This is a genomic window from Streptomyces sp. NPDC058697 (assembly GCF_042715345.1).
In the GTDB taxonomy this organism is placed as follows: domain Bacteria; phylum Actinomycetota; class Actinomycetes; order Streptomycetales; family Streptomycetaceae; genus Streptomyces; species Streptomyces liliifuscus.
This window is the reverse complement of record NZ_JBHXSU010000001.1, coordinates 375,644-398,976: the sequence shown is the minus strand read 5'-3', so window position 1 is coordinate 398,976 and position 23,333 is coordinate 375,644. Positions and strand designations below refer to the sequence as shown.

Sequence of the window (23,333 nt, the reverse complement as noted above, 5' to 3'; positions counted from 1 at the left end):
CGGCAATTGAGCCGGCGGTGCCGACATGCTCACGGCACGGCCGTCCTCAACGCCCCTCCAGGATCCCCCGTACGAACGCCGCTTGCCCCACGTGCTGCAGATCGTCGGCCAGGACGCTCACCAGGCGGGCGCCCAGTGTGACGGGCGGGGACCAGTTCTCGTCGACGATCCGGTCCAGGTCGTCGGCGCGCAGGTCGCGCAGGGCGGCCACCGTCTGCTCGTGGACGGCGTCGTAGTAGCCGAGCAGCAGGTCGCCCGCATCGACCTGGACCTTGGCGACCTGCCGCGGGGTGTGACCGTAACCCGTGTCCCGGCCGGGCAGGCCCAGTGCGAAGCGGTCCGGCCAGTCCTGCGACAGCCAGACCTGTTTCAGGCCGAAGGCGTCGGCGATGTGGTCGTCCTGGACACGGGTGAGATGCCAGACCAGCCAGGTGATCGAGTTGGTCCGGTCGTCGAGGCGGGCGTTGAGATTGCCGGGGGAGAGGCCGTCGACTGCGGCGTGGACCTCTTCCCGGATGCGACCGTACGCGTCGACGAGAACGTCCTTGGCGTGCATGGGCTCCTCCACGCTCTCCGCGGGTTCCTGTCCCTGCCCAGTGTCCCCCGCGGACCCGCCGCGCGCGTCGCGCCGGGGGGAGAGCCGGTCAGTGCCAGCCGGAGTACGGCTCCTCGACGAGCTTGAACACCGGTTCGCGGCGGACCGGGTCCAACGCGGTGGTGAGCTGGACGCGGTCGCCGGTACGGATCGCTATGAGCGGTCCCGTGACCCGGCCCCGGACGGTGAAACCCTCCGCCATCTCGACGAGCGACACATTGCGCGCGCCCGGAGTGTTGCGCTGGACGACGGTGGCGTGGCGGATGACGCCCAGGCCCGCGCTGCGCTCCGTCCGCAGGTCGCTGCCCTGGCAGACCGGGCAGAGCAGCCGGTGGAACATGGCGGTCCCGCACCAGCGGCAACGCTGGTAGAGGAGCCCTTCCTCGGCGGCCGGGCCGGCGGTCGTCGCCTCCGGGTCGAGTACGCCCGTCGTGGTCCCGCTTCCTCGGTGGAACACGATGTCATCTCCCTGCGCTGGGCCGGAATCTGAAGAAGTGCGCGGAGCACCGTGCACGACCCCAGAATATGGCACGCAGTGTCACGCGTAAAGGCACTCAGTACCCTCAATCATTCGGGATTTCGACCGAGAGCCGTCTCGACCTCCTGGACGACCCGCCACATCGGCGCACCGCGCCTGGAGATGACGACGACCACGTCGTCCTCCGTGGGCTCCTTCGCCGGCTCGCCGGCCGGCTGCTGTGCCGGTCCGACGGACCCGGGGCCCGCACCGAAGATCTGCTGGACATGGGCGAGCGCGTGGTCCACCTCCGCGGACGCGTCGCTCTGGCCGTCCGAACGCAGCCAGGACCGCAGCCCGTTGTTGTGCGCGGCCACCACGGCCGCGGCGATCACGTCGGCCCGCAGCGTCCCGTCACGACGACCGGTGAAGCGCCCGCGCAGATACTCGGCGAGCGCGCGCTCGTACCGCCAGACCACCGACAGTTCGTACGTCCGCAGTCCTGGGACCTTCTTGGTCAGGCGGTAGCGCTGGACGGAGAACGTGGGGTTCTCGGCGTACATGCGCAGCACGACACGAGCGGCGTCGCAGACCCTGGCCACCGGGTCGTCCGCGTCCCCGCCACCGCTGTTGCCGCTGCCGTTGTCCTTGCCGAGGAAGTCGTTCATCTCGGCCAGGCAGCGCTCGTGGTCCGGGAAGACCACGTCCTCCTTGGAGGGGAAGTAGCGGAAGAAGGACCGCCGTCCGACCCCCGCGAGAGCCACGATCTCGTCGACGGTGGTCTGCTCGTACCCCCGCTCCAGGAACAGCTGGAACGCCGCCGCGACGAGGGAGTCCCGCATCGGCGGCTTCGGAGGTGTCGCGTCGGCCGCCTGGTCAGGGCGGGGTGCCTCGCTCATGGTGGGGAACCTAGCACCGGACGAGGCACGGATGGCACTCGGTGTGCTCCGATCAGGGAACTGAGTGCCATGCCCGGTGTGGGTCGGGTGCCGGCCGGTCCGAGGCGCCGAGTAGGGTCCGGGCCTGTGCCCGGCCGTGAGGCCGGAGCGAACGCTGGTGCGGGTGTGACGGGGGTCGGAAACGGTGCGGCGCTGGATCAAGGTGTCGGTGGCGGCTGCGGTGGTGCTGGGCATCGGCGGCTACGTGGCCGAGCCGTACGCACAGGACTGGATGCTGGCCGGCAGCGCGTGCGGCGGGGCACTGCCCCGGGACGTCGTGGACCGGCTCACCCCGGACGACGCACACCTGGAGAGCGAGGAGTCCCGGCAGACCGGCGCCCTGGGCTCGTACGCGTGCGACCTCACCATGGAGGGCGACGAGGTGAACGACTCACGCCTCATCGGCATGGAGGCGTACACCCGGCGCGACGACCAGGACCGGGAGTTCTTCCGGGCCTTCCCCGAGGAGGGGTTCTCCTCGCAGTCCGCGGTGCCCGAGGGGCTGCCCGGATTCATCGACCGCCTCGGCGCGATCCAGCTCCTGATGCCCTGCCCCGACCTCCCGAAGGACGCCGCGGGGCGGCAGAGCAAGCTCCTGGTACGCACCTGGATGGGCCGCGACACGCTGTACGGGGTGCCGGGAGCCGCGTACCAGGCGGTCGTCGCGCTCGCCAACTCGGCCTCGGACCGGCTGGGTTGCGGCGCCGAGCCGCTCAGGGCGCCGAAGGGGAACCCGGTGCCGCCCGCCCTCGGGGACGAGCCCGAGGCCGTGCCGCTGGCGCGGGCCAAGGGCACCGCCTGCGAGTGGGTGACCGGAGCGGGCCTGCCGGAGAGCGGCGACTGGCGCGTGGAGGCCGGCATGAACGACTCCGCGCCGACGGGACAGTGCGACCTGAGCAGCGAGTCGGGCGACGACGGAAACGGCATGGGGATGTACTTCGCCGCCTGGTACGGCGACTGGAGCAACCGCCTTGTCTTCGAGGACAGCAACGGCGAGTTCCTGTCGACAACGGCCACCGCCCGCTGCGACGGCGAGGCCGCCAACTTCGCCCTCAGCGCCTCCGACGACATACCCGGCGTCAACAAGGCGGCCAAGCAACGCATGTTCAAGCGGTTCGCGCAGAACCAGGTGGACCGGCGCGGCTGTTCCGAGCTCCGGTTCCGCTTCTGACCGCGCGGGTGCCTCGTCCGGTTGGCAGACGGTCACCCCTGGTCGATGGTCATCCCTAATAGATGGTCATCCACAGCGCCCGTACGTACCAGTCGTCCACCAACTGCCGCATCGCGGCGGTGCGTTCTGCGGACACGTTCCGTTCCTCGGCCCACCCTTCGAGGACCGTGAACAGCTGATGGCGGCCGTCCATCAGGTCGCCGCGCACCGGATCTGAGGCCTTCCGGTCCGCGATGTCTCCCATCGGCGGGCGGTCGTCGAGCTGCCGGGACGCGGGGCGGAAGGTGCCACGCGTGTGCTCGCGCACCGCCTTGTCGAAGGCGGCGAGGTCGGGGATCGTCCCGTTCCTGACGTACGCGGCGCGGTACTTCATGAGGTTGCCGATCCGGCCGGACATGTCCTGGAGGTCGTTGTCCGGCCAGTCCTGCGGGGTCGACTCGAAGCGCTTGTCGGTCGAGGGACGGAAGTCGGGGTCGCCTCCCGAGTCGGTCAGCCGCTCCAGGTAGTGGGCGAAGTGGGCGCGCTCGGCGTCGTAGAGGATCGCGAACGCCTCGGGATCCTTGGCGAGTTCGGCGACGAGGTACTCGATGTTCGCGTCGGCCTCCGCGTAGCTGTCGCTGTGCTCGAAGACGACGTGCGCCTCGCCCGCGGCCAGGAAGCGTCCGTACGGGGAGTAGCCGTTCGGGTCGAGCCGGGCCTCCTCGTCGGGCACCGCGGGGCGGTTCGCGTCGTCGTCACCGAGCGAGCTGTCGCGTCCAGCGTCCACCACGTACTCGGCCAGCATCCGCGCCACGCCGGGCGCGAGACCGTCGGGTATCTCCGCGTTGTGGAGGACCGCCGCCACCGCGTACGCGCCGCGGGCCTGCTCCAGGGTGTGCGGTGCGCCCGAACTCTTCGCCCGGGTCGCCGTGTTCACGATCTCGCCGAGTACGCGAGCGCCGTCGTCGCACACCTTCTCGTGCGCCAGCAGCTTCCTGACCGAGCCGAGCCGTTCGAGGTCCTCGCCGGGATCCAGTGCCCTCGTGGCGGCCGTCGCGTCGTCGGCGAGAGCCCGCTTCGAGTCGGGCAGCCGCCAACAGGGTTTGTCGTGCCCGGAGTCGGCGAGCGCGAGCGGAAGGGAGACCCCGGCCGCGAGGACGACCACGGCCCCGCCCACGACGGCCCAGCGACGCTTGCGCGGTTGCCCGCGCAACGAGAGGCGCCTCCTCAACGATCCGAACCGGCCCCGAGGTCCGACGGACGTCTCCTCGTCGAGACCTTTGACGGATGTCTCCTTGCCGAGACCGTCGACGCCACCGTCACTCCCGCTTCCCCCATCACGCATCCCGGCAGACTAGCGAGCCGTCCGCAGTCGCGAACGCGCCGGGGCCGCGGGGGACCGGCTCAGTGGCCGTGGCGCGTGTTGTGGCTCTCCACCAGGGCCTGGGAGACGACGCGTACACCCCGGGCGATGTGGTTCAGCTGCGTGAGCTCGGCCGCGTACAGCTTGATCGTGTTCTCGATGACGGACTCCGGCATGCCCAGGGCGGGCAGCTCGGCCCGGGCGCTGTGCAGCGCGGTCCGCACGACCCGGATCTCCTGCTGGAGCTGGATCTGCGCATGACGGGCGAGCAGCACGGGCTGACGGATCAGCAGCGGATAGCTGGCGTAGCGGGAGGGCACCAGGTCGCGCAGCCATTTGGCAGCCGATCGTTCCCAGTCCCGGTTGCCGGGCGTCTTGACCTGACACGGCCAATCCGTGCTGATGGGGGAGTACGTCAGGGACATGGACATCGCTTCCGAGGTGGCCGGCGGGTGGTGAGGGTCGTTCTTGGCGGCCCCGGTCTAGGGGATGGACCGGGGCCGCCACGGGCGTGCGCGAGCGGTGCCCGTTCAATGCACCCGGGGCCGATACGAGAAGGGAGCGTCGTTCCCGGGCCGACCAGGACCCCACCGGATCCCGATCAGCGAGAAGTATTCATATATACCGTCCGGTACGCAAGGGTATGAAAAAATTCATGTGGAGGTACGGCTGAATCGCCCCTTGCGGACTTCGATCACCACATGCCTGGGAGGTCAGTCCTTGACGAAGAAGGCGTGCTCGTCGGCGACCTGTTCGTAGTCCTCCAGGCGGGCCTGCGTACGCTCGGGATCGGCGTCGGTCATGGCCTGGAGCAGGGCCGCGGACAGCACGACGGGCGCCGCGTACGAGTCGAAGACGAGGCGTGAGCCGGTGCCGGTGGCGAAGACGACGTCGGCCTCGTCGGCCAGCGGTCCAAGGCCCAGGTCGGTGACCAGGGCCACACTCAGCCCGGCCCGCCGGGCGACCCGCATGGCCGTCAGCGTCTCGTGCGCGTGCCGGGGCATGGTGAAGGCCAGCACCCAGGTGCCGCCCGCCTCGCGCGACTGCAGCAGGGCGTCGTACGCGACACTGCCGCCCCGGGTGACCAACCGGACGTCCGGGTGGATACGGCGGGCCGCGTATGCGAAGTATTCGGCCAGTGAACCGGAGATCCGCAGCCCGAGGATGGTGAGCGGGGTCGATCGCGAGAGCGCGCGGCCGGTCTCGATGACCTGCTCCGGGTCCGCGAAGTCGCGGCGCAGGTTCTCCAGGTTGTCGATCTCGGCGTCGACGGCCGCCTGCAGTTCGTTCGGCCGGGCCGCCTCTGCCTCCTCGGCCGCCTCGGGTGTGCTGGCCAGCTTGCTGAGCGCGATCGACTGGAGGCGCTCGCGCAGCGCGGGATAGCCGCTGAAGCCCACCGCCGTGGCGAAGCGGGTCACCGAGGGCTGGCTCACGCCCACCCGCTCCGCGAGGTCGGTGATCGACAGGAACGCGGCTTCGGTGATGTGCTCGATCAGGTACTGGGCGATGCGGCGCTGTCCGGGAGAGAGCCGGGGGCCGTCGAACAGTGCCCGCAGCCGTGTGGTGGGAGCGGCCTCCGCCTCCGGGACCGGTTTCCCCGAGCTGATCGCAGACGCCTGCGCGCGGGCCTGCTGCGGCGATGGCACCGATGCGCCTCCTTCGTGTCCCACTCAGGTTCAACATAGCTCACAGGAAGGAGGGTCCGACGGACAGTTGCGCGTGGTCAGAGAGCCATCGTCCGGACGGTTTTCCGGGGTGTGCTGCGATGCCACGACGAGGAGCGGGAGCGGGACTCGGTCCATGGCTGCGCAGCAGCCTTCCAGGGGCGCGGGGAACTGCGCGCTCAGCCACGACGTACCCGCACCCGACCACCCACCGTCCCGGAGGCACCCCGGCCCCTGGCATGATCGAGCCCATGGCTGAACGCGTAATCGCCGCATGCGACGGTGCATCGAAGGGCAACCCGGGCCCCGCAGGCTGGGCCTGGGTCATCGGCGACGGGACGGGTACGACGCCCACCGACTGGGAGGCGGGCCCGCTCGGCACGGCGACCAACAACGTCGCCGAACTGACCGCGCTGGAGCGGCTGTTGACCTTCGTGGCCCCGGATGTGCCGCTGGAGATCCGGATGGACTCGCAGTACGCCATGAAGGCCGTCACGACCTGGCTCCCGGGCTGGAAGCGCAAGGGCTGGAAGACGGCGGCGGGCAAGCCGGTGGCCAACCAGGAACTCGTCGTACGGATCGACGAACTGCTCGACGGCCGCTCGGTCGAGTTCCGGTACGTGCCCGCCCACCAGGTCGACGGCGACCCGCTGAACGACTTCGCGGACCGGGCGGCGAGTCAGGCGGCCTTCGTCCAGGAACCGGCGGGCAGCGAGCACGGCTCTCCGGAACCGCCGAAGTCGCCCGCGGCCAAGAAGACGGCCAAGAGCGCGGCGCCGGCGCGCAAGCGGGCGGCGTCCTCCTCCGCCTCGCCCTCCTCGTCGTCGTCCTCGCGCACGCTCAAGGCCAAGTTCCCCGGCCGCTGCCGCTGCGGTCGCTCGTACACCGCGGGCGAGACCATCGCGAAGAACACGGACGGCTGGGGCCACCCGGAGTGCCGCACCGAGGCCTAGGATCTGGCCTCTGACCTGCTGTTTTCCCGCCCGGATGCGAAATGCTCCACCTGCGGTGACCCTGGAGGCGTGGGGGGTGAACTGATCAGGAGGATGAGTCATGTCCGTTATGGACAAGATCAAGGGCATGCTGAAGGGCCACCCGGACCAGGCCAACAAGGGTGTCGACAAGACCGGAGACTTCGTCGACGACAAGACCCAGGGCAAGTACAGCGGTCAGGTCGACAGCGGCCAGGAGAGGCTCAAGGACCAGTTCGGTTCGAACCCGGACCAGGACCGGCCGCCGCAGTCCTGACACCGTCACACCGCGAACGAGCACCGGCGGCCAGGGCCTGCCTCGCCGCCGCCACGGGCCGGTCCCCTCGTTGGGGACCGGCCCGGTGGTGTTCGTGGCGCCAAGTGGTCAGTGTCCGCGGGTACTTGAGGGCGCACAGGTGGCCGTCGGGCCGGCCAGCATGCCTCCGGTGTAGAGGCTCTGACCCCGGGGCATCCAGTAACCCAGCTTGGACACGACAGTCGTGCAGGTGTCCGCGAGCCGGGCCCGGACGACGACCGTGGAGGGCCTGCCGGGCTGGAGGTCGGTGAGGGCGCAGTCCAGGGCGTACATGCTGCGGGCGCTCGACGGATAGCGGCCGACGAGCGGATTGACGCAGCGCGGGTCCGCCGTTGTCAGCTCCACCCCCGAGGCCTCCTCGCCGATGAGCCCGAAACGGGCGCTTCCGTCGCCCTCGTCGCTGTCGCGCGAGACGGTGTACGTCACCGTCGTGGTCGCGTTCGGCCGCAGCACCTGCCGGTCTGCCTCGATGCGATGGGTGGCGACGGGCTTCGGGTCGGTGAGGGTCAGGGTGGCGCGGACCGTGCCCCGCAGATCGACGCCCGCGGGCGACGAACGGACGTGCACGGTGCCGCTGACCTCGTACGTGCCAGGACCGGGGTGCTCCCTGCCGCCCGGGAGCGGGCCGGTGGCCACGGTCCTGCCGTCGCGTCGCAGGGTCCAGGTGCCGGACGTCCGGCAGGTGTACCGGACGGAGGACCCGGTCCGCCCGCAGGTGGCCGGAGCCGACAGGGACGTACCGGCGCCTCCGCCGCTCGCGCACAGGCTGACGGAGGCCCGCTGCCCGCCTCCGCCCTTCAGGGTGCCCGCGGGGGCGCAGAGCATGGCCGGCGGGGGCGGCTCGGGTGCCAGGGTCCGGTGTGCGGCTCCCGCCGGCCGGCCCACGGCGGTCAAGGCCGCTGCGGCCAGTACCGCCACCGCGGTCAGCAACAGGGGCGTCCTGCGAGGCGTGGGGTGGGACGGCATCGGCTCCTCCTCCGGCTCCGGGGCGCCAACGGCCGGACATGCACCGGTCGCGTGCGCTCAGATGTGGTCGCATGCGGTCGAATCTGGTCGCACGCGTCGAGGAGAGGATGCGGGAAGCGCCGACGGCCGGGCCGTTCCCACGCCGGGCCGGACGGGTCAGGGCCGGTACGCGTCGCCCGGATGGGCCAGGTCGTAGGGGCGCAGGTAAGGAGTCGGGCGGTACGCGGTGTAGCGGGCCGGAGTCGTCGGATCGGCCTGCGCCGCCCGTGAGTTGAGGGTGTCGGCCCCCGTGTCGCCCCATCGGCCCGTGTCGACCCGGTGTTCCAGCGTGTCCAGGGCGGCGACCTGTTCGGCGGGGCTGAACGTGCAGTGACCGGCGTTGTCGACGTACGCCTGGCGCAGCAGCGGGCGCGAACCGCCGGCCGTGGCGGCGCGCAGATAGGCGCTCTCGGTCTGTACGGGGACGAGGGCGTCGCCGGTCGTGTGGATGGTCAGCTGAGGCTTCGTCAGCCGGCCGGTGAAGGTGCTGGTCCGGCTCATCCAGTCGACCGCGTTCTTGTCGGCCTTGACGCGCGGGGCGGTGTTGAGCGCCTTGAGGTCGGCCTTCAGGGAGCGCCCGGCCGCCTTGTAGAGGCCCTTGACCTCCTTGTACGCCGAGGATGTGCGCAGCAGCTTCGCGTAGTCGACGCCCGTGTTCCAGGACGAGTTGCCGCCCGCCAGAACCTCCGTGTCCTGGCGCCAGCTGAACGCCGCGGTCGCGAGGAGGCCCCGGACGGCCGTGTACTGGTTGGCCTGCTGGGCGTTCCAGTCGTCGCGAGCGGGACGGGGCTGGGAGGGGTCGTTCCAGCCGGGGATGTTGTGCAGGGCCGCCGCGAGTGCGATGCGGGCGCGGCCGTCCGCGGAGGTCTGGGCCTCGGTGACGACGCCGGCCAGGGTTGCGGCGGCGGTCGTGGCGGCCGCCTGGTCCTGGAAGCCGGCCAGCGGTATCGAGGCGTCGGGCGCCAGGAGGGTCTTGAGGGCGAAGACCGGATCGAGCGTGTTGTTCCAGTTGGCCACGCCGCCGTGGACCAGCCCGCAGACGGACAGCGATCCGTCGATCCGGTCGCCGTGCCGCTCGGCGATCCTCGTGGTGACGAACCCGCCGTACGACTGACCCCAGGCGAGGGTCCGCCGGGCCGCCCCGAACCGTTCGGTGAACGCGTCGAGCGTCGCCAGCTGGTCCGGCACCGCGTGCTCCACCGCCCAGCCGGTGGTGGCGTACGAGGAACCGACCAGCGCGTAGCCGTCCTTGAGGAGGAGCGCGCGGGTGGCGGGGTCGGTGACGTTCTGGGCCGGGTTGGGCGCGCCCTTCGGCCGGAAGCCGTGGCTGAACAGGAGGACGGTGCCGTTCCAGCCGGCGGGGACGTCCATGACGTACGTCGCGCCGGAGGCGAGCGTGCCCTCGATGTGGACGTCCTCTGCGGTGGCTGGATGGGCCGGGGCCGCGGTCACCATCAACAGGACGGCGACCGAGAGGAGGAGTCGGCGATTCACGAGGGGATCCCTTCGGCGGTGGGGGGCATGGCGGCGCAACTGGGCCTGCTTTTACGGCGGTTGGCGCGGCATGTGCACAGCGGGCTTCCTGTGACGGGGCAGCACAGTGAAGCTAGGCATGATTGCGGCGGTGGTCAAGAATCTGCGCAACATGACTTCGCGGTGATGTGCGCGAACCGCGGTGCCCGCCTGCGTGCACACGTGTACTCGCCGAGGTCCGCCGGGACCTCGGCGAGCACATGTGGGCCGCGCGGCCCGCGTACGGACCGCGCGGCCGTCCCTCCCTCGGGCGGGGGCTATCCCGTGGGGCAGGTGTTCCGGTATTCGCTGATCTGCGTGTTGGGCGCGGGTGCCGGGCAGAGGAACTGCTCGTACCGCACGTCCTCGTCGACGAACCGCTTCAGCCAGGCGATGCTGTACTTCGCGATCGTCACGTTGGAGCCGAGCGCCACGTTGTGGTCCGCGCCCCGGAGCTCCAGATACGCCTTCTCGGGTGCGGCGGTGAGGCTGTTGTAGAACACCTCCGCGTGCGAGGCGGGCGAGGCGATGGCGTCGTTCTCGGCACCGATGATCATCGTGGGCACCCGGTCGGTCCCCCAAGTCTTGTCGTTGCTCCACGGCATCAGCGGCACGGCTGCCTTGAGCGAGGGACGCGACTCGGACGCCTTGAGCGAGCCGCCCCCGCCCATCGAATGGCCCATCACCGCAAGGCGGTTGGGGTCGATACGGGTGCGTACGGAGCTGGACTGGACGAGGTAGTCCAACGCGTTGAGCATCTGGGTCGCGCGGTCGTCGGGCTGGTCGAAGCCCGAGTTGGTCTCCAGCGTCAGGACGACGAAGCCCTGCGACGCGAGGCGGGGGCCGTACCAGCTGATCAGTGCCTCCGGCGTCACGAAGCCGGGGCTGACGACGACGGCTCCGAACGTGCCCTGGCTGGTGTCGGTGGGGTAGTAGGCGGTGCCCGACTTGAAGGTCGGACCGTCGACGGTGGTCTGAGCCGTGGCGAAGGGACCGCGTTCGGCGGTGATGGACTGTTCGGTGGGGTCGGGGCCCCGTTGGAAGTCTCCGGGCCCGGCCTGAGCCTCCTGGGGAAGGAGGCTCAGGCTCACCGCCAGTGCGGCGGCGCCGGAGAGAAGGCCTAGGCGTTTCGCTGCGCGGGTGCTGGCATGTCTCATGCGGCCAGAGCATGCTGACCGAAAGTCAGTACCGCTTCTGGCTCAACTGCTGAATTCCGTACGGAAGTTTGTCAGGGCAGCAAGGAGCGGCGCACTGACCTGCTGCGCAGCGCGAGCTGAACGTCGAACCGGAACGCCGGGTCGTCGAGCCTGTCGCCGTACAGCGCGGCGAGTTGGCGCAGCCGGTTGCGGGCGGTCTGCGGATGGATGCCCAACGCGGCGGCGACCTCCGGAGCGGTCCGCCCACCGGAGGTGAGCAGCGCGTCGAGGGTGTCCGTGAGCCGCTCCGCCTTGCCCGGCGGCAGGGTGCGCAAGGGCTCAAGTACCTGGTCGGTCAGGAGAGTTCCGATCGGCGAGCCGTGCAGGAGGTGCAGCTCCGCGAGATGGTCCTCGGCCCTGAGCCGGCCCAGGCGCCGCCCCAGCCGGGCACAGTGCAGCGAGACCCAGGCCTCGTTGAGCAGCACGCTCGGTCCCATCGCCACCTCCGTGCCCTCCAGAACGGCCAGCAGGCTGTCGTCGGGCGCCACCAGATGCAGCTCGCCGCCGCGGCTCACCCGCAGTACGTCCTCGTGGACCGCGGTCAGGTCGGCGGAGGCGGGCAGTACCGCACACCGCACCCGTTCCGGCAGCGGCCAGGCGGCCCTGCGGGCGAGATCGGGCAGCGGTTCCGCGAGCGGATCCCGGTTGCGTTCCAGCAGCCGCGCGGCGAGCAGCCGCCGGGTGCGCAACACCTCGTCGGCGGCCCCGGCCCGCGCCTCCTCGAAGCCGGCCACCGACCCCTCGGCCATGGCGTGGATGTGCGTGAGCACGGCCTCGCTCAGCGGGACGGCGATCTCGCCGGAGAACGCGGCCTCCCGGGCCACGTCCATGTAGCGGCGGCACGCCACCCGGGCGCCGATCCGGTACGCGGCCTGCAGCCCGTCCATGCCGCGCCCGCTCAGGTACTCAAGTCGGCCCAGCCGCTTGAAACGCGGCACATAGTGCTGCTGCGGGGCATCCGGCTCCTCCACCAGCTCGGTGAACTGCGTCGCGGCCAGCCGGACCGCCTCGGCGAGGTCATGGGCGACGGCGGAGCCGATCGGCTGCCGGTAGCCGCGTACCTCTCTGCGAATGGCCTGCACCATCTCCGTGGTGAGTTCCGGGAGTCTGGCCCGGAGCAGCGGGGCGAGCGCCGGAGGCAGGTCGTGCCACGGGCGCCTGGATAAGAGCGGATCGACAGCTGACACGTCCAACTCCCTTGCTCGGCCCTCTAGTCGAACTCCCGTCTGCCCTTGCGACACCGGGCGCGCATGCGCGCCCGGCACGCCGAGAGCGCGCTCGTGCCGGCTCTCGACCTCGCTCGACCAGGGGGACCCCCATACCGCCGAAGGGCCCGCCCTCCGGGCGGACGACGGGAGTTGGCGACAGGGCCTAGCACGGAACAGTGAGTCGTCGTGGTCCGGAGTGTAAGCCGGGTGACACTTTCACCGCCGGTCCGCGCGCGGAATCTGGCGTACGTCACACCGGTCCCGGAGGCTGCCCAGCCCCACGGGAATCCACGGGAGGCCCCTTGACCCCCACGCACGAACGGGCCGCGCGCACCAACACGCACGAACGAGCCGCGCGCACGAAAGACCCGCACCCCCAGTACGCCGCGCCGCTCCCGGGCGAGATGCGGCGGATGCTGCTGCGGCACATGCCGGCCGCCGTCGACGAGATGGAGGAGGCCGTCCGCACCGGTCTGCCGCACTACACGCACATCGTCGACGGCACCTACGGCTACTCGGTGCGCCAGATCATCGACCGCACGGTCAACTGCTTCATCTCGATCCACGACACCGGGCTGCGCGGCCCGGCCGCCACCGCCGAGATCATCGCCCTCTACGAACGCATCGGCGCGCGGCACGGCCGCCTGGGCTGCCCCCTCGACGCCCTGCGGGACGCCCTCGACCTGGCGGGACGGGTGGCCTGCCGCCGCCTCATCAAGGACGCGTACCGCCTCCACTGGCCCGCGCCCCTGCTGGCGACGCTCACCGAGGACACGTTCACCCTGATCGGGACGGCCATCGCGGCCGCGACACGCGGCTACGCCGAGGAGAGCCACCGCGCCCCGCTCGACGTACAGCGGGACCGGCTGCGTGACGCCCTGGTCGCCGAGCCCGACGACCGGGCCCGGCCGCTCGCCGAGCTGGCCGCGGCGGCCGACTGGCGGCTGCCCGGCACGCTCGCCGTCCTCGCCCTGCCACCGGGCGACCATCCGCAGACACACGTCCTGCCGCCCGAGGTGCTCGCCGACCGCAGCCCCGCCGCGCCCTACCTCATCCTGCCCAACCCCCGTACGCCGGGCCCGCGTTGGCTGCCGAAGACCAAAGGGGCGGCCCTCGGGCCCGTGGTGCCCGCCGACCGGGGCGCGGTGTCGCTGCGATGGGCACGGCGCGGCCTGGACCTCGTCGAACGCGGGACACTGCCCGCCGACACGCCGCTGCGCTGCGTCGACCACGTGGCCGTCCTCACCGCGTTCCGGTCGGGCGACCTCCTCGAAGCGGCCGCGGCCGAGCTCCTCGGGCCGCTCCTGGAACTTCCGCCCCGCCGCCGCGAGCCGCTCCTCGAAACCCTGCTGGTGTACCTGCGCTGCGGTGACAACGCCGTCCTGACGGCGGAACGCCTGCACGTCCACGAACAGACGGTCCGCTACCGCCTCCGCCAGATCACCCAGCTCACCGACGGCAACTGCCCGGACCCCGAACGCCACTTGGAGACCATGCTCGTACTGACCCGGCTGCTGTCCCCGGGCACCGCGGACGAGGGGGCGGGCGCGGGCAGATGGCGGGCCAGGGCCCGAGCCCGGGAGGCGGGCGGCGCGACGGCCCGGATGCACCCGCCCGCCCGGCCGAAGCAGGCGTAGGCGCGGGCGCCTGGCCCGGATCCCGTGCGAACGGTCAGGGCAACTCGGCGCGGCCCTTCGCGCCGTGCTCCCGCAGCCACTGGACGACCCCGTCCGCGTCGGCCGACCGCGCGATGTCGAGAGGGGTCTTGTTGTCGTAGCCGACCCAGTCGAGATCGGCTCCCCGCGCCAACAAGTAGTCGGCGGCGGCCAGTTGGCCGCCCTGGCAGGCACCCCAGAAAGCGCGGGTGACTGCGACCCGGCCCGGCGGTTCGGCGCCCTCCACGACCTCCTTCACCCGGTCCAGCAGACCGAGCGTCGCGGCGTCCATCAGCGTCGTACACGCGCCCAGTTCGACCAGCCGGTACGCCGCACGCCACTGGCCGAAGCCGCGGGCGTCGGCGAGCGGTGTGCCGCCGCCGATCACGGCACCCGTGGCCTCGATGTCGGCGCCCGCCTCGACGAGGGCGTCCAGTACGGGCACGTCGTTGCTGCTGGCCGCCCAGTGCAGCGGGGTCTCCGAATGGGCGCCCTCGAAGCGGGCGTTGGGGTCGGCGCCCCCCTCGATGAGGGCGGCGACGACCGCGGGGCCGTTCGGGTAGTGGCCGGGCCAGTCCGCGGCGATGTGCAGCAGGCTGAGCGTCCCCGCTCCGGTGCCGCGCCGCACGATCCGGGTGTCGGCGAGGCCGGGGTGTTCGGCGAGGCACTGCCGGAGCGTGGCCAGGTCACCGCCGCGGATCGCCTCGGTCACCGCGACGGCGAGCGGATCCTGCGAGTCGAGCGTCTCCATCTCACGCCTCCTGCCGAGGACGCCCTGTCGGGGGCGTCCTGCTCGGGATCGGAACGATGCGCCTGGGGTGAGCCTGCCAGAGACGGAGACACGGCGTGGCGCCGGGCCCTCGGAAGAGCCCGGCGCCGCTCGTCAGGACGCGTCGATCCCGTTCGTGCACGCGGCCCCCGGCTCCGGGGTCTGCGCGCCCTGCACGTACTTCGTGAGGAACTGCTGGACCCGCGGATCGGACGCCTTGGCCACGGTCAGCTGCTTGCCCCAGGCCGACAGCATGATGGCCCCGGCCTGGTCCTTCACCGGACTCATCAGCGTGTACGGGGTCTTGGCGACCTTGTCGGCGAGCGTCTTCACATCGGCGTCCGCGGCCTTGTCGTTGTACGTCACCCAGACAGCGCCGTGCTCCAGCGAGTGCACGGCGTTCTCGTTCGGTATCGCCTTCGTGTAGACCGAGCCGTCACAGGTCATCCACGCCTGGTTGTGGTCGCCGCCGACCGGCGGGTTCATCGGATACGACACGGCCTTCGCGACATGGTTCTGCGTCAGCTTCTTCGCGTTCCAGGACTTCTCGCCCTTCACGGGCTTCTTCACGGCCGCCTGCTGCTGCTCGTCCTTGTCGTTCGCCTTGTTGAGGCCGTAGGCGCCGAAGGCGACAAGACCGGCGACGATGACCGTACTGGCCGTGATCGTGAGGATGCGGCTTCTGCGCTCGCGGGCCTTCTCCGCCCGCCGCAGCTCCTCGACGCGCGCCTTGCGCGCCGCGGAGGCCGACTTCTTGCTGGTCTTGCTCATGGGAATGCGTTCCTTGTCCCCGCCGCTCCGGTTCCTTCGGGCGGCAGTGGGTGAGGGGTCGGACGGACGTCGTGGGCATGGACGTCGGTCTAGATCCGCTGCACCTGGAGGACATGGAGATCGGGAGCGCCACGCGCGGGCGGCAGGACGGGGACGTACGAAGCCACGGCCTGGCGCGCCACGACCGGCATGCGCGGCAGCACCGCGGGCAGCGGGTGCGCCCCCACGGGCAGTACGGCCCGCGCCTCCCGGGTGGGCAGGCCGCAGCACCGGTCGTGCTCGGCGGGGGAACCCAGCCGCTCCTGGGCGACGGAGACGGTGACGACGGGCTCGGCGACCGGAGCCGCCCGGCCGTGCGAGGGCACGTACCCCAGACACATCACCAGCGCCGCGAGCAGCACGGCGAGGGCAGGGCGCAGCACCGCGTCCCGCGTGACGCGGTGCGGTCCTCGGGGCGTCCTGCTGCTCATCACGGTGATGGTATGCGGTGTGCGCGACAGCGGTTCGCGGACCCCGAGGATCGGCCGGCCGCGCACCTCCGCCCGGCGGGGAGCGCGCTGCCGGCCGCGAGCGGGCACTGTCTGCGAACCGTCGGTAGACACTGTCTACTCGCGACTGGTAGACAGTGTCTATGACCGAACAGGAGGCGGGACTTCGAGCCCGTCTGGTGGCCGTGGGCGTGGACCTGGTGACCCAGGAGGGGGCGCAGGCCCTCTCGTTGCGGGAGATCGCCCGCAGGGCGGGTGTCTCGCACGGCGCCCCGCGCCGCTACTTCCCGACCCACCTGGAACTGCTCTCCGCGATCGCGCGGGAGGGCTTCGCCGAACTGGGAGCCGAGGTCGCCGAGGAGCTGCGGGGCGGCGAGGGGAGCCCCCGTGCCCAACTCGCGGCGCTGGCCCGGATCTACGTCGACTTCGCGCTGTCCCACCGCGGTATGTACGAGCTGATGTTCCGTCACGATCTGCTGGAGAGCAACAGCCTGGGCCTGCGCGAGACCAGCCTGCCGCTGTTCAACTCCCTTGTGGACCTGGTGAGTCGGGTGCGCCCCGACGTGCGGGCACCGGACGTGGCGGGCGCCCTCTGGGCCAACCTGCACGGCATCGCCCAACTGTGGGGCTGGGGCAGTCTCCAGCTCGCGACAGGGGCGGACGGCGTCGAGCCCCTCGTGCGAGCGGCACTGGACGCCCACCTCGGGCCGGAGCCCCGGTGAACTCGGCGCGCGACCAGCGGCTCACGCTCACCGCAGGCATCACCGGGGCCGCACTGGTCGCCCTCGACGGGACCGCGCTGACCGTGGCGCAGCCCAGCCTGCGGAGCGACCTCGACGCCTCGTTCGTCCAGATGCAGTGGACGAGCACCGGCTATCTCATCGCGGTCGCGAGCCTGCTCGTGTTCTCCGGACGCCTCGGTGACCGGTACGGACACAGGCGGGTCTTCGCCCTCGGAATGCTGGGCTTCGCCGTCACCTCTGCGGCGATCGGCCTGGCGCCGGGCGTGGGCTGGGTCATCGGACTGCGCGTCGTGCAGGGGGTGTTCGGCGCGCTGCTGCAACCGGCGACCCTGGGAATGCTGCGCGCCGCGTATCCGCCCGACCGCCTCGGCATGCCGATAGCCGTGCGCACCAGTGCCATCGGGGCCGCCGCCGCGCTCGGCCCGCTGGTCGGCGGGGCGCTGGCGACCCACTTCGGCTGGCGGTCGGTCTTCTTCCTGGGGCTCGTCCCGGCGCTGGCGGCGGTGGTGCTCGCCCTGGTGGCGCGGGTGCCGAGGGAGGCCTCGGACGTGCGCCTCGACCTGCCGGGCGCGTGTCTGCTGGGGGTGACGCTGGTGTGTCTGGTCCACACCCTCGTCGGTCTGCCGGACACTGGCTGGACGGCCGCGAGCGCGCTCGGACTCCTCTGTACGGCGGCCGCGTGCGCCGCCTTCGTCCGCCACGAGCGGCGTACGACAGGGCCGTTGGTGCCGCCCGACGTGTTCCGCTCGACCGCGATCACCTCGGCACTCGGCGTCCTGCTCACCGCGTCGGCGGTGCTGTTCGGCACGCTGTTCCTCAGCACGTACTACCTTCAGGACGTACTCGGCCTGGACCCTCTCCACGGCAGCCTGCACGCGCTGCCGCTCGCGGTGGCGATGGTGGTCGGCGCGCCGGTCTCGGCCGTGCTGTTGCGACGGTACGGTCCGCGCCGAACGACCGTGGTGGGCATGGTCGTTGTGGCCGTCTCCACCCTTCTGATGTCCCGGCTCGACCAGACCTCTGGCTCCCTGGTGATCGGCGGCTGCTTCCTTCTGCTGGGGGCCGGCTTCGCCCCCGTGATGGTCACCGCGACGGCGGTCGTTGTGCGGGAGGCCTCCGTGCGGTCGGCGGGCGTCTCGGGCGGACTCCAGCAGACCGCGATGAACATCGGTCCGGCCCTCGGGGTGGCCGTGGCCACGACGCTCGCACCGGCCGGTGCCTCCGCGAGGGGAACCGCGCTGGTCGTCCTCGCCGCGATCGCCGCACTCGGCGCGCTACTGGCCGTCAGGCTGCCTGCCGTGGCAGCGAAAAGGCGCCCGGACCCCGCCGTGGGCCCGGGCGCCAGAAGCACGGCCGGTCACCCGTAGAACGGCCCCGGCGTACTCCACGTCGTCGTACCGAAGACGTTCGCGTCGTCAATGCTGATGTTGACGTTGCTGACCTTCAGCCCGTACTGGGTCGCGGTCATGCCCGCCGGGCAATTCACTTCCACAGGAGCGAAGTTGACGAAGAAGTGCGGGCCGAACTCGCCCTCGTAGTTCCGGTGCGCGTACAGGATCCAGTTGCTGTCCGGCTCGTAGTACGTCGAGCCGAGGCGCTGCTGCTCGGTGCGCACGACGAAGCTCGTGCCGTGGTCGAAGCTGCCGTCGGGACGGAGGCATCCGAAGGTGCGGGCGGTGTCGGCGTGCGCCTGGAAGTAGTTCCCGGTGCTGTTGAGCCCGGCCAGATAGCCGGGCTGGTTACGGACGTTGTGCAGGACGACGCCGAGCTTGAAGCCCCCGCAACCCGCTGTCGGGTCGTAGTCGTGGTAGATCAACTGGCACTTGCGGTCGCCGAAGTAGGCGGTCGGATCCGGGTTGTAGGGCTGAGGCACCACGGTTCCGTAGAACTTCACGGTCGCCGAGACACCGCCCTCGGTGCCCGCCGGGATCTCCACGGTGGTCGTGGCGTGGGCGGCGCCCGTGCCGGTCAGGACCAGAGCGAATCCGGCGAGCAGCGCGACGATCAGCCGTGCCGGATGTCTCGGCACACGCTTCGTCCCCATAGCTGACTTCCCCCCTGTGCATGTCATGCACATTCACGCGAATGGTGACCAGCGCACGCTAGCGGCACCACCGCCCCACGAGGGGACAAACAGCCCCATCCTCACAACCGGAACGCTCACGCGCCGAACTGGATCATCGCGCGCTGAACTGGATCAGGGCGTGTGTCCCGCTCGTGCGCCACGCCTCCTCGCCCGCGTCCAGCTCCTCCAGCGTCCGGGGCGCGAGTCCGGTGACGACGTCCGACTTGAGCGTCCGCAGCGCCGCCACCGGGCCCGGGAAGTACGCGGTGGCCTCGGCGAACGGTGTCGTGGCCGGCCAGTGGCGGTCGCCCACCAGACGGCGGTAGTTGAGGTCGCCCTTCATCACGGTGAGCGTGGCGGACGCGAAGTCCTCCCGGAGGTCGGCCGGCATCCGCTCGTAGGGATGCGGCGCGCAGGAGAACGGGTGGGTGCGCAGGATCAGCCTGCCGCCGGCGACGGCCTGCCGGAGCCGCTCGCCGATCTCCGCCGCGTGTCCGGCCGCCCCGGTCATACGGTCGAGACAGGCCAGGGTGTCGGTGGTGGTGGCGTCGGAGACGTAGTACGGGTACGGCTTGAGGTGCAGGACGACGGTGGCGGCCCGCCGAGTGGTCAGGAGATGGTCGGCGAGGACGAGGTCGGGAAGCAGCTCGGGACCGGCGTTGTCGGCGACCAGGCAGACCTTTCCGGGCTCGCCGGCTTCGAGGCTCTCCAGGAGCGCGGGGGAGTCGTCCACGACGAGGCCCGTCACGCGCTCGCCCAACCCGCCGGCGCCCGCGGACAGTTGGAAGCCGAGATCGGCCCGGTTGCCCCAGAGGGACGAGAGCAGGAGCGTGCGGTCCTGTTCCCCCACCGGGAGTTCGGGCAGACGGTCGAGCGCGGAGAGCTCTTCGTCGACCTTGGAGCTCATGAGTTCGGCGTTCTTGAAGGGCGCGAAGGGGTCGATGCCCTGCCAGGGCCCCGGTGTGAAGTGCCGCAGGGCGGCCAGGAGTTTGCGGTAGAAGAAGCTCTCCGCCCACAGGAACGGCACGTCCGGCCAGCGCTGCCCGTAGTAGGGCTCGTCCCGCCACCGCTCGGCGCCGGGCTCGCCGTCGTCGAGCCGCTCGATGACCCCCTTGGTGATCTCCTCCAGGAGGGAGTCGAGCGCACGCTGCTGCTCGGGCGGATAGGGAGTGGCCCGCCGTACGCGCTCGATGAGGGCGGGGTGCCGCTCGTCCAGCACGCTCCGGGCGAAGGACCCGGGGGAGCTGAGGATGACGGGGGCGTGATCGGAGCTGTGGCTGCTGGGGGTGGGGCTGGGGCTGGGGCGCGTCATGCCCCCAGTAAACCGTCCACGCATTCCGGCGGACGGGAGCCGGGACGGAACCGCCTGCCGTCAGCCCCAGCTCTGCGAGTACTGGTTGCGGTACCGCCTGCGCCCGCGTTCCGAGCGGATCCGGAGGGCCACCAGGGCGATCAGGCTGCCCGCGATGACGAACAGTCCGGGACCCAGGCTCCTGAAGTCCGCGACCCGCTCCAGTGCCGAGGCCAGGCTGTCGGTCTGCCCCTCGGGCACCGTGTCCACCGATCCGCCCCCCGCCCCGGGCAGGACCGCGCCGCCGGGAGCGGTGGAGGACGTGCCGGGAGGAGCCGCCGCGCCCGCGCCGTTGTCGGCGCTGCCCGTGCTCCCGGAGGAGGGCGCCGCCTGGCCCGACCCGGGCTCGGTCACCAGCTTCACACCGAGCGAGTCCAGCGCCTTGGTGACCGGCTGGAAGAACGTCGTACCGCCGCTCTGGCAGTCCCCGTTGCCGCCCGAGGTGACGCCCATGGCCAGCCCGTCGGCGAACATCGGGCCGCCGCTGTCGCCCGGTTCGGCGCACACCGTGGTCTCGATGAGCCCGGTGACCGTGCCCTGCGGGTAGTTCACGGTGGCGTTCAGCCCGGTCACCTCGCCGGACTGGAGACCGGTGGTGCTGCCGCTGCGGAACACCTTCTGTCCGACGGCGGCGTCGGCCGCTCCGATGATCCGTATGCCCTCGCCGTTGCCGACGGCCACGAGGTCGGCGCCGCTGAGATCCACGCCGGGGCTGTACTGCACGAGCGAGAAGTCACCGCCGGGGAACGAGCCGGAAACGGTCGCTCCGACCTGCCGGCTGCCCTGCTGGTCCGAGAACCACGTCGTGCCCACCGGGCCGCAGTGTCCTGCCGTGAGAATGAAGTTGGCCTGTCCGTTGGTCACGTTGAAGCCCGCCGAACAGCGCCCGGCGCTGGCGAAGAGCGGCGAGGCACCGTTCACCCGCGGGGTGAACGTGCCCTCCGTGCGCTCCATCCGCACGGACTTGCCGAGGGTCTCGGCGACCTTGGCCAGCCGGTCCCACTCGGCGGCGGAGACGGTGGTGTCGGCGCGGACCACCACCTGGTTGGAGGCGTAGTCCATCGACCATGAGGTGCCGGCCACCTTGGGCGCGTCCTTGAGGGTGTCGGTGGCGGAGCGCAGATCCTTCATGGCGTAGCGGACGACCTTGGGGACGGCACCCGCGCCTCGCACGTCGGCCGCCGCCTCCTCGTCCGTCACCGCGACGACCGGGCGCCCCTTCGCGTCGATCCAGCTGCCCGCCGTACGCGAGGTGCCCAGCTCGGCGACCAGTTCCTGGCCGGTCCGGGCGGCCCGGGTCTCGGCGTTCGGAGCCTTCGGATCGTCAGGCGTCTCGCTCGCCACGGCATGCGAGACCATCAGCCCCCCGCACACCAGTCCGCCGACTGCGGCGAACCGTGCGATCCGCTGAACGTTCCGTCGTGCATGCCTCATCCACGGCTCCCGTGCGACTGTCCTGACCCAGCGTCACTGCTGTGGACGTTCCCGTGAGGTGAACGCCCTCCTTCAGTACGTGCCTCCCCCCGGTCTGGTTCACCGGCCCGCCCGAGTGTTCGCCAGTCGGCGAGAACTCGCCTGTAACTCCGGCCGTCCCGCCGGACATAGGTAGGCGCGACAGACAGTCGGCAACACTGCGGGGGATGAAGGGAGACGGGTGTGCCGGGAGACGGAGACCCTTCCGAAGAGACGAACGAAGCCAGACTGAGTGCCCTGTTCGAGGCGCACTACCGGCAGGTGCTGCGCTTCGCCGAACGGCGGGCGGGGGACGCGGAGACGGCCAAGGACATCGCCTCCGAGACCTTCGTCGTCGCCTGGCGACGCCTGGACAAGGTCCCGGACACGCCGGAGGAGTCGTTGCCCTGGCTGTACGGCGTGGCGCGAAACGTCCTGGCCAACGAGCAGCGCGGCCTCAGGCGCGGGGGCAGGCTGAGCGCCCGGCTGCGGCGTACGACACCGGTGGCGCCGGCCGCGCCCGACCACGCCGAGGGAGTGGTCACGGGTCTGCATCTGCGGGAGGCCCTCGGCACGCTCTCGGAGCGTGACCGGGAGGCGCTGCAACTCGTCGGCTGGGAAGGCCTGGACACCCAGCAGGCGGCACGCGTCGTCGGCTGCTCGGCACGGGCCTTCGCCGTACGGCTGCACCGGGCGCGCCGACGGCTGGAGAGCGCGCTGGAACGTACGGAGCAGGAGGAGCCGCGCGGGCGGTTCCACGAACTGGACGGGGAGCTGGGGGAGTTGGGAACTGGTCTGCGACTGAAGGGGAGGCGGACATGAGGGCACGCGAGGAGACAGTGGAGACGGAGGCACGGGTGCGTCAACTGCTCGGCCCCGCCGACCCGTTGGCCGACCGGGTGGTGACGAGCGAGGCGGACCGGGTGGTCCTGGCCCGGGTGCTCGCCACGGATCCGCGCCCGCGCGGGTGGCGCCGGGCCGACGCGTACCGGCCGCGGCGCAGGCGTGGCTGGGTGGTCGCGGTGGCCACGGTCACGGCCCTGGCGGGGGCGGGACTCGCCGCACAGGCGTCGGGGATCATCCCGGACAACGTGATCTGGGGGCTGAACCGCGCGGGCCACGGACCTGGCGCCGAGGGTCTGGAGGCCGACATCGCCAACGCCCGAAAACTGTTCCAGGGCAAGGCCCCGAACGGCGATCTGCTGGAGTACTGGCAGGCGCCCAATCCGTCCGGCGGTCAGTGCGCGTATCTGCGCGTCATCGACGCGAAGAGCGGCGGGTCCGATGGCGAGTCGAGCTGCTTCCGGGGCGGTGAGAACTACGACCCGCCGGCGGTCTGGGCCGAGGCCAACACGAACGCCCTGGACGACTGGACCGCGCTCTACGGCAAGGTGCCCGACTCGGCGGTGAGTGTCCGGGTGACCTTCGAGGACGGCGGGGTCGTGGGACCGGTCAAGGCCGACGCGCGCCACTACTTCCTGACCTTCCTGCCCCTCCACGAACGGAGCAACTGGGACTGGGCGGCCTACAAGACCGAGGCACTGGACGCGGAGGGGAAGGTCGTCGCGACCGAGCGCTCCTACCGCTGACGGCCGAGGGGGCGCAGCCAGGGGGGGGCGGGCGCCCAAGAGGGAGCAGAGGGGGCGGAGGGGGCACATCCACGG

General features: G+C 71.4%; 24 protein-coding genes. 8 read left to right on the top strand and 16 right to left on the bottom strand.

What is annotated here, in order from left to right:
* Positions 1-46 precede the first annotated feature (46 nt).
* The 3 genes from ACFWXQ_RS01805 to ACFWXQ_RS01795 all read right to left on the bottom strand — a co-directional run bounded on the left by ACFWXQ_RS01805 (position 47) and on the right by ACFWXQ_RS01795 (position 1,894).
* Positions 47-556 (bottom strand): DinB family protein, encoded by a 510-nt coding sequence (locus ACFWXQ_RS01805; protein WP_383942034.1) that lies wholly within the window; start codon positions 554-556, stop codon positions 47-49.
* A gap of 88 nt (positions 557-644) precedes the next feature.
* A complete protein-coding gene (locus ACFWXQ_RS01800; protein ID WP_383942086.1) occupies positions 645-1,055 on the bottom strand; it encodes a Zn-ribbon domain-containing OB-fold protein in 411 nt (136 codons plus the stop codon).
* Between the two features lie 107 nt (positions 1,056-1,162).
* Positions 1,163-1,894: a TetR family transcriptional regulator gene (locus tag ACFWXQ_RS01795; protein ID WP_383942083.1), complete on the bottom strand. Its 732-nt coding sequence runs from the start codon at positions 1,892-1,894 to the stop codon at positions 1,163-1,165.
* 241 nt (positions 1,895-2,135) lie between these two features.
* Between ACFWXQ_RS01795 and ACFWXQ_RS01790 the strand changes: the two genes are divergently transcribed.
* Positions 2,136-3,161 carry a hypothetical protein gene (locus ACFWXQ_RS01790; protein WP_383942031.1) on the top strand — a complete coding sequence of 342 codons (1,026 nt, stop codon included), beginning with the start codon at positions 2,136-2,138 and terminating at the stop codon, positions 3,159-3,161.
* Between the two features lie 55 nt (positions 3,162-3,216).
* On the opposite strand, the gene ACFWXQ_RS01785 is transcribed toward ACFWXQ_RS01790, so the two are convergent.
* The 3 genes from ACFWXQ_RS01785 to ACFWXQ_RS01775 form a co-directional block, all read right to left on the bottom strand.
* Positions 3,217-4,485 (bottom strand): hypothetical protein, encoded by a 1,269-nt coding sequence (locus ACFWXQ_RS01785; RefSeq protein ID WP_383942028.1) that lies wholly within the window; start codon positions 4,483-4,485, stop codon positions 3,217-3,219.
* A gap of 59 nt (positions 4,486-4,544) precedes the next feature.
* Entirely contained in the window at positions 4,545-4,934 is a 390-nt protein-coding gene (locus ACFWXQ_RS01780; protein ID WP_143641084.1) for a hypothetical protein, read from the bottom strand.
* A 282-nt stretch (positions 4,935-5,216) separates the two neighbouring features.
* Entirely contained in the window at positions 5,217-6,149 is a 933-nt protein-coding gene (locus ACFWXQ_RS01775; RefSeq protein ID WP_362076322.1) for a MurR/RpiR family transcriptional regulator, read from the bottom strand.
* A gap of 257 nt (positions 6,150-6,406) precedes the next feature.
* On the opposite strand from ACFWXQ_RS01775, the gene ACFWXQ_RS01770 reads away from it, so the two are divergent.
* Positions 6,407-7,120: a ribonuclease H gene (locus tag ACFWXQ_RS01770; protein WP_384085069.1), complete on the top strand. Its 714-nt coding sequence runs from the start codon at positions 6,407-6,409 to the stop codon at positions 7,118-7,120.
* 100 nt (positions 7,121-7,220) lie between these two features.
* Positions 7,221-7,415: an antitoxin gene (locus ACFWXQ_RS01765; protein WP_383942024.1), complete on the top strand. Its 195-nt coding sequence runs from the start codon at positions 7,221-7,223 to the stop codon at positions 7,413-7,415.
* 108 nt (positions 7,416-7,523) lie between these two features.
* On the opposite strand, the gene ACFWXQ_RS01760 is transcribed toward ACFWXQ_RS01765, so the two are convergent.
* The 4 genes from ACFWXQ_RS01760 to ACFWXQ_RS01745 form a co-directional block, all read right to left on the bottom strand.
* Entirely contained in the window at positions 7,524-8,420 is an 897-nt protein-coding gene (locus ACFWXQ_RS01760; protein ID WP_383942021.1) for a hypothetical protein, read from the bottom strand.
* Positions 8,421-8,576: 156 nt separating this feature from the next.
* Positions 8,577-9,914, bottom strand: coding sequence for an alpha/beta hydrolase family protein (locus ACFWXQ_RS01755; protein WP_383942078.1), 1,338 nt, complete (start codon positions 9,912-9,914; stop codon positions 8,577-8,579).
* A 335-nt stretch (positions 9,915-10,249) separates the two neighbouring features.
* Positions 10,250-11,128, bottom strand: coding sequence for an alpha/beta hydrolase (locus ACFWXQ_RS01750; RefSeq protein WP_383942018.1), 879 nt, complete (start codon positions 11,126-11,128; stop codon positions 10,250-10,252).
* 71 nt (positions 11,129-11,199) lie between these two features.
* Positions 11,200-12,354 carry a helix-turn-helix domain-containing protein gene (locus ACFWXQ_RS01745; RefSeq protein WP_383942015.1) on the bottom strand — a complete coding sequence of 385 codons (1,155 nt, stop codon included), beginning with the start codon at positions 12,352-12,354 and terminating at the stop codon, positions 11,200-11,202.
* A 323-nt stretch (positions 12,355-12,677) separates the two neighbouring features.
* On the opposite strand from ACFWXQ_RS01745, the gene ACFWXQ_RS01740 reads away from it, so the two are divergent.
* Positions 12,678-14,012 carry a helix-turn-helix domain-containing protein gene (locus ACFWXQ_RS01740; RefSeq protein WP_383942011.1) on the top strand — a complete coding sequence of 445 codons (1,335 nt, stop codon included), beginning with the start codon at positions 12,678-12,680 and terminating at the stop codon, positions 14,010-14,012.
* 34 nt (positions 14,013-14,046) lie between these two features.
* Here ACFWXQ_RS01740 and ACFWXQ_RS01735 read toward each other — a convergent pair whose 3' ends face one another.
* From ACFWXQ_RS01735 to ACFWXQ_RS01725, 3 genes are all read right to left on the bottom strand, one after another.
* Positions 14,047-14,781, bottom strand: a complete 735-nt coding sequence (locus ACFWXQ_RS01735) for an ankyrin repeat domain-containing protein (RefSeq protein ID WP_383942008.1) — start codon at positions 14,779-14,781, stop codon at positions 14,047-14,049.
* 132 nt (positions 14,782-14,913) lie between these two features.
* The gene (locus ACFWXQ_RS01730) at positions 14,914-15,570 is read right to left on the bottom strand and encodes a DUF3105 domain-containing protein (RefSeq protein ID WP_383942005.1); all 657 of its coding nucleotides are present in this window, start codon (positions 15,568-15,570) and stop codon (positions 14,914-14,916) included.
* Positions 15,571-15,659: 89 nt separating this feature from the next.
* Complete coding sequence (locus ACFWXQ_RS01725; protein ID WP_383942003.1) at positions 15,660-16,040, bottom strand: hypothetical protein; 381 nt, start codon at positions 16,038-16,040, stop codon at positions 15,660-15,662.
* A gap of 161 nt (positions 16,041-16,201) precedes the next feature.
* Here ACFWXQ_RS01725 and ACFWXQ_RS01720 point away from each other — a divergent pair, with 161 nt between their 5' ends.
* Together ACFWXQ_RS01720 and ACFWXQ_RS01715 are read left to right on the top strand one after the other, a co-directional pair.
* Positions 16,202-16,780 carry a TetR/AcrR family transcriptional regulator gene (locus ACFWXQ_RS01720; RefSeq protein ID WP_383942000.1) on the top strand — a complete coding sequence of 193 codons (579 nt, stop codon included), beginning with the start codon at positions 16,202-16,204 and terminating at the stop codon, positions 16,778-16,780.
* Positions 16,777-18,168: an MFS transporter gene (locus ACFWXQ_RS01715; RefSeq protein WP_383941998.1), complete on the top strand. Its 1,392-nt coding sequence runs from the start codon at positions 16,777-16,779 to the stop codon at positions 18,166-18,168. The genes ACFWXQ_RS01720 and ACFWXQ_RS01715 overlap by 4 nt, the downstream gene beginning before the upstream one ends.
* Here ACFWXQ_RS01715 and ACFWXQ_RS01710 read toward each other — a convergent pair.
* The 3 genes from ACFWXQ_RS01710 to ACFWXQ_RS01700 form a co-directional block, all read right to left on the bottom strand.
* Positions 18,159-18,845 (bottom strand): hypothetical protein, encoded by a 687-nt coding sequence (locus ACFWXQ_RS01710; RefSeq protein WP_383946918.1) that lies wholly within the window; start codon positions 18,843-18,845, stop codon positions 18,159-18,161. The genes ACFWXQ_RS01715 and ACFWXQ_RS01710 overlap by 10 nt on opposite strands.
* Before the next feature lie 133 nt (positions 18,846-18,978).
* Entirely contained in the window at positions 18,979-20,178 is a 1,200-nt protein-coding gene (locus tag ACFWXQ_RS01705; RefSeq protein WP_383946916.1) for a damage-control phosphatase ARMT1 family protein, read from the bottom strand.
* A 60-nt stretch (positions 20,179-20,238) separates the two neighbouring features.
* Positions 20,239-21,651, bottom strand: a complete 1,413-nt coding sequence (locus ACFWXQ_RS01700) for a S1 family peptidase (RefSeq protein WP_383946913.1) — start codon at positions 21,649-21,651, stop codon at positions 20,239-20,241.
* Positions 21,652-21,873: 222 nt separating this feature from the next.
* On the opposite strand from ACFWXQ_RS01700, the gene ACFWXQ_RS01695 reads away from it, so the two are divergent.
* Entirely contained in the window at positions 21,874-22,491 is a 618-nt protein-coding gene (locus ACFWXQ_RS01695; protein ID WP_383946910.1) for an RNA polymerase sigma factor, read from the top strand.
* Entirely contained in the window at positions 22,488-23,258 is a 771-nt protein-coding gene (locus tag ACFWXQ_RS01690) for a hypothetical protein (RefSeq protein ID WP_383946908.1), read from the top strand. The genes ACFWXQ_RS01695 and ACFWXQ_RS01690 overlap by 4 nt, the downstream gene beginning before the upstream one ends.
* The last annotated feature ends 75 nt before the right edge of the window (positions 23,259-23,333 follow it).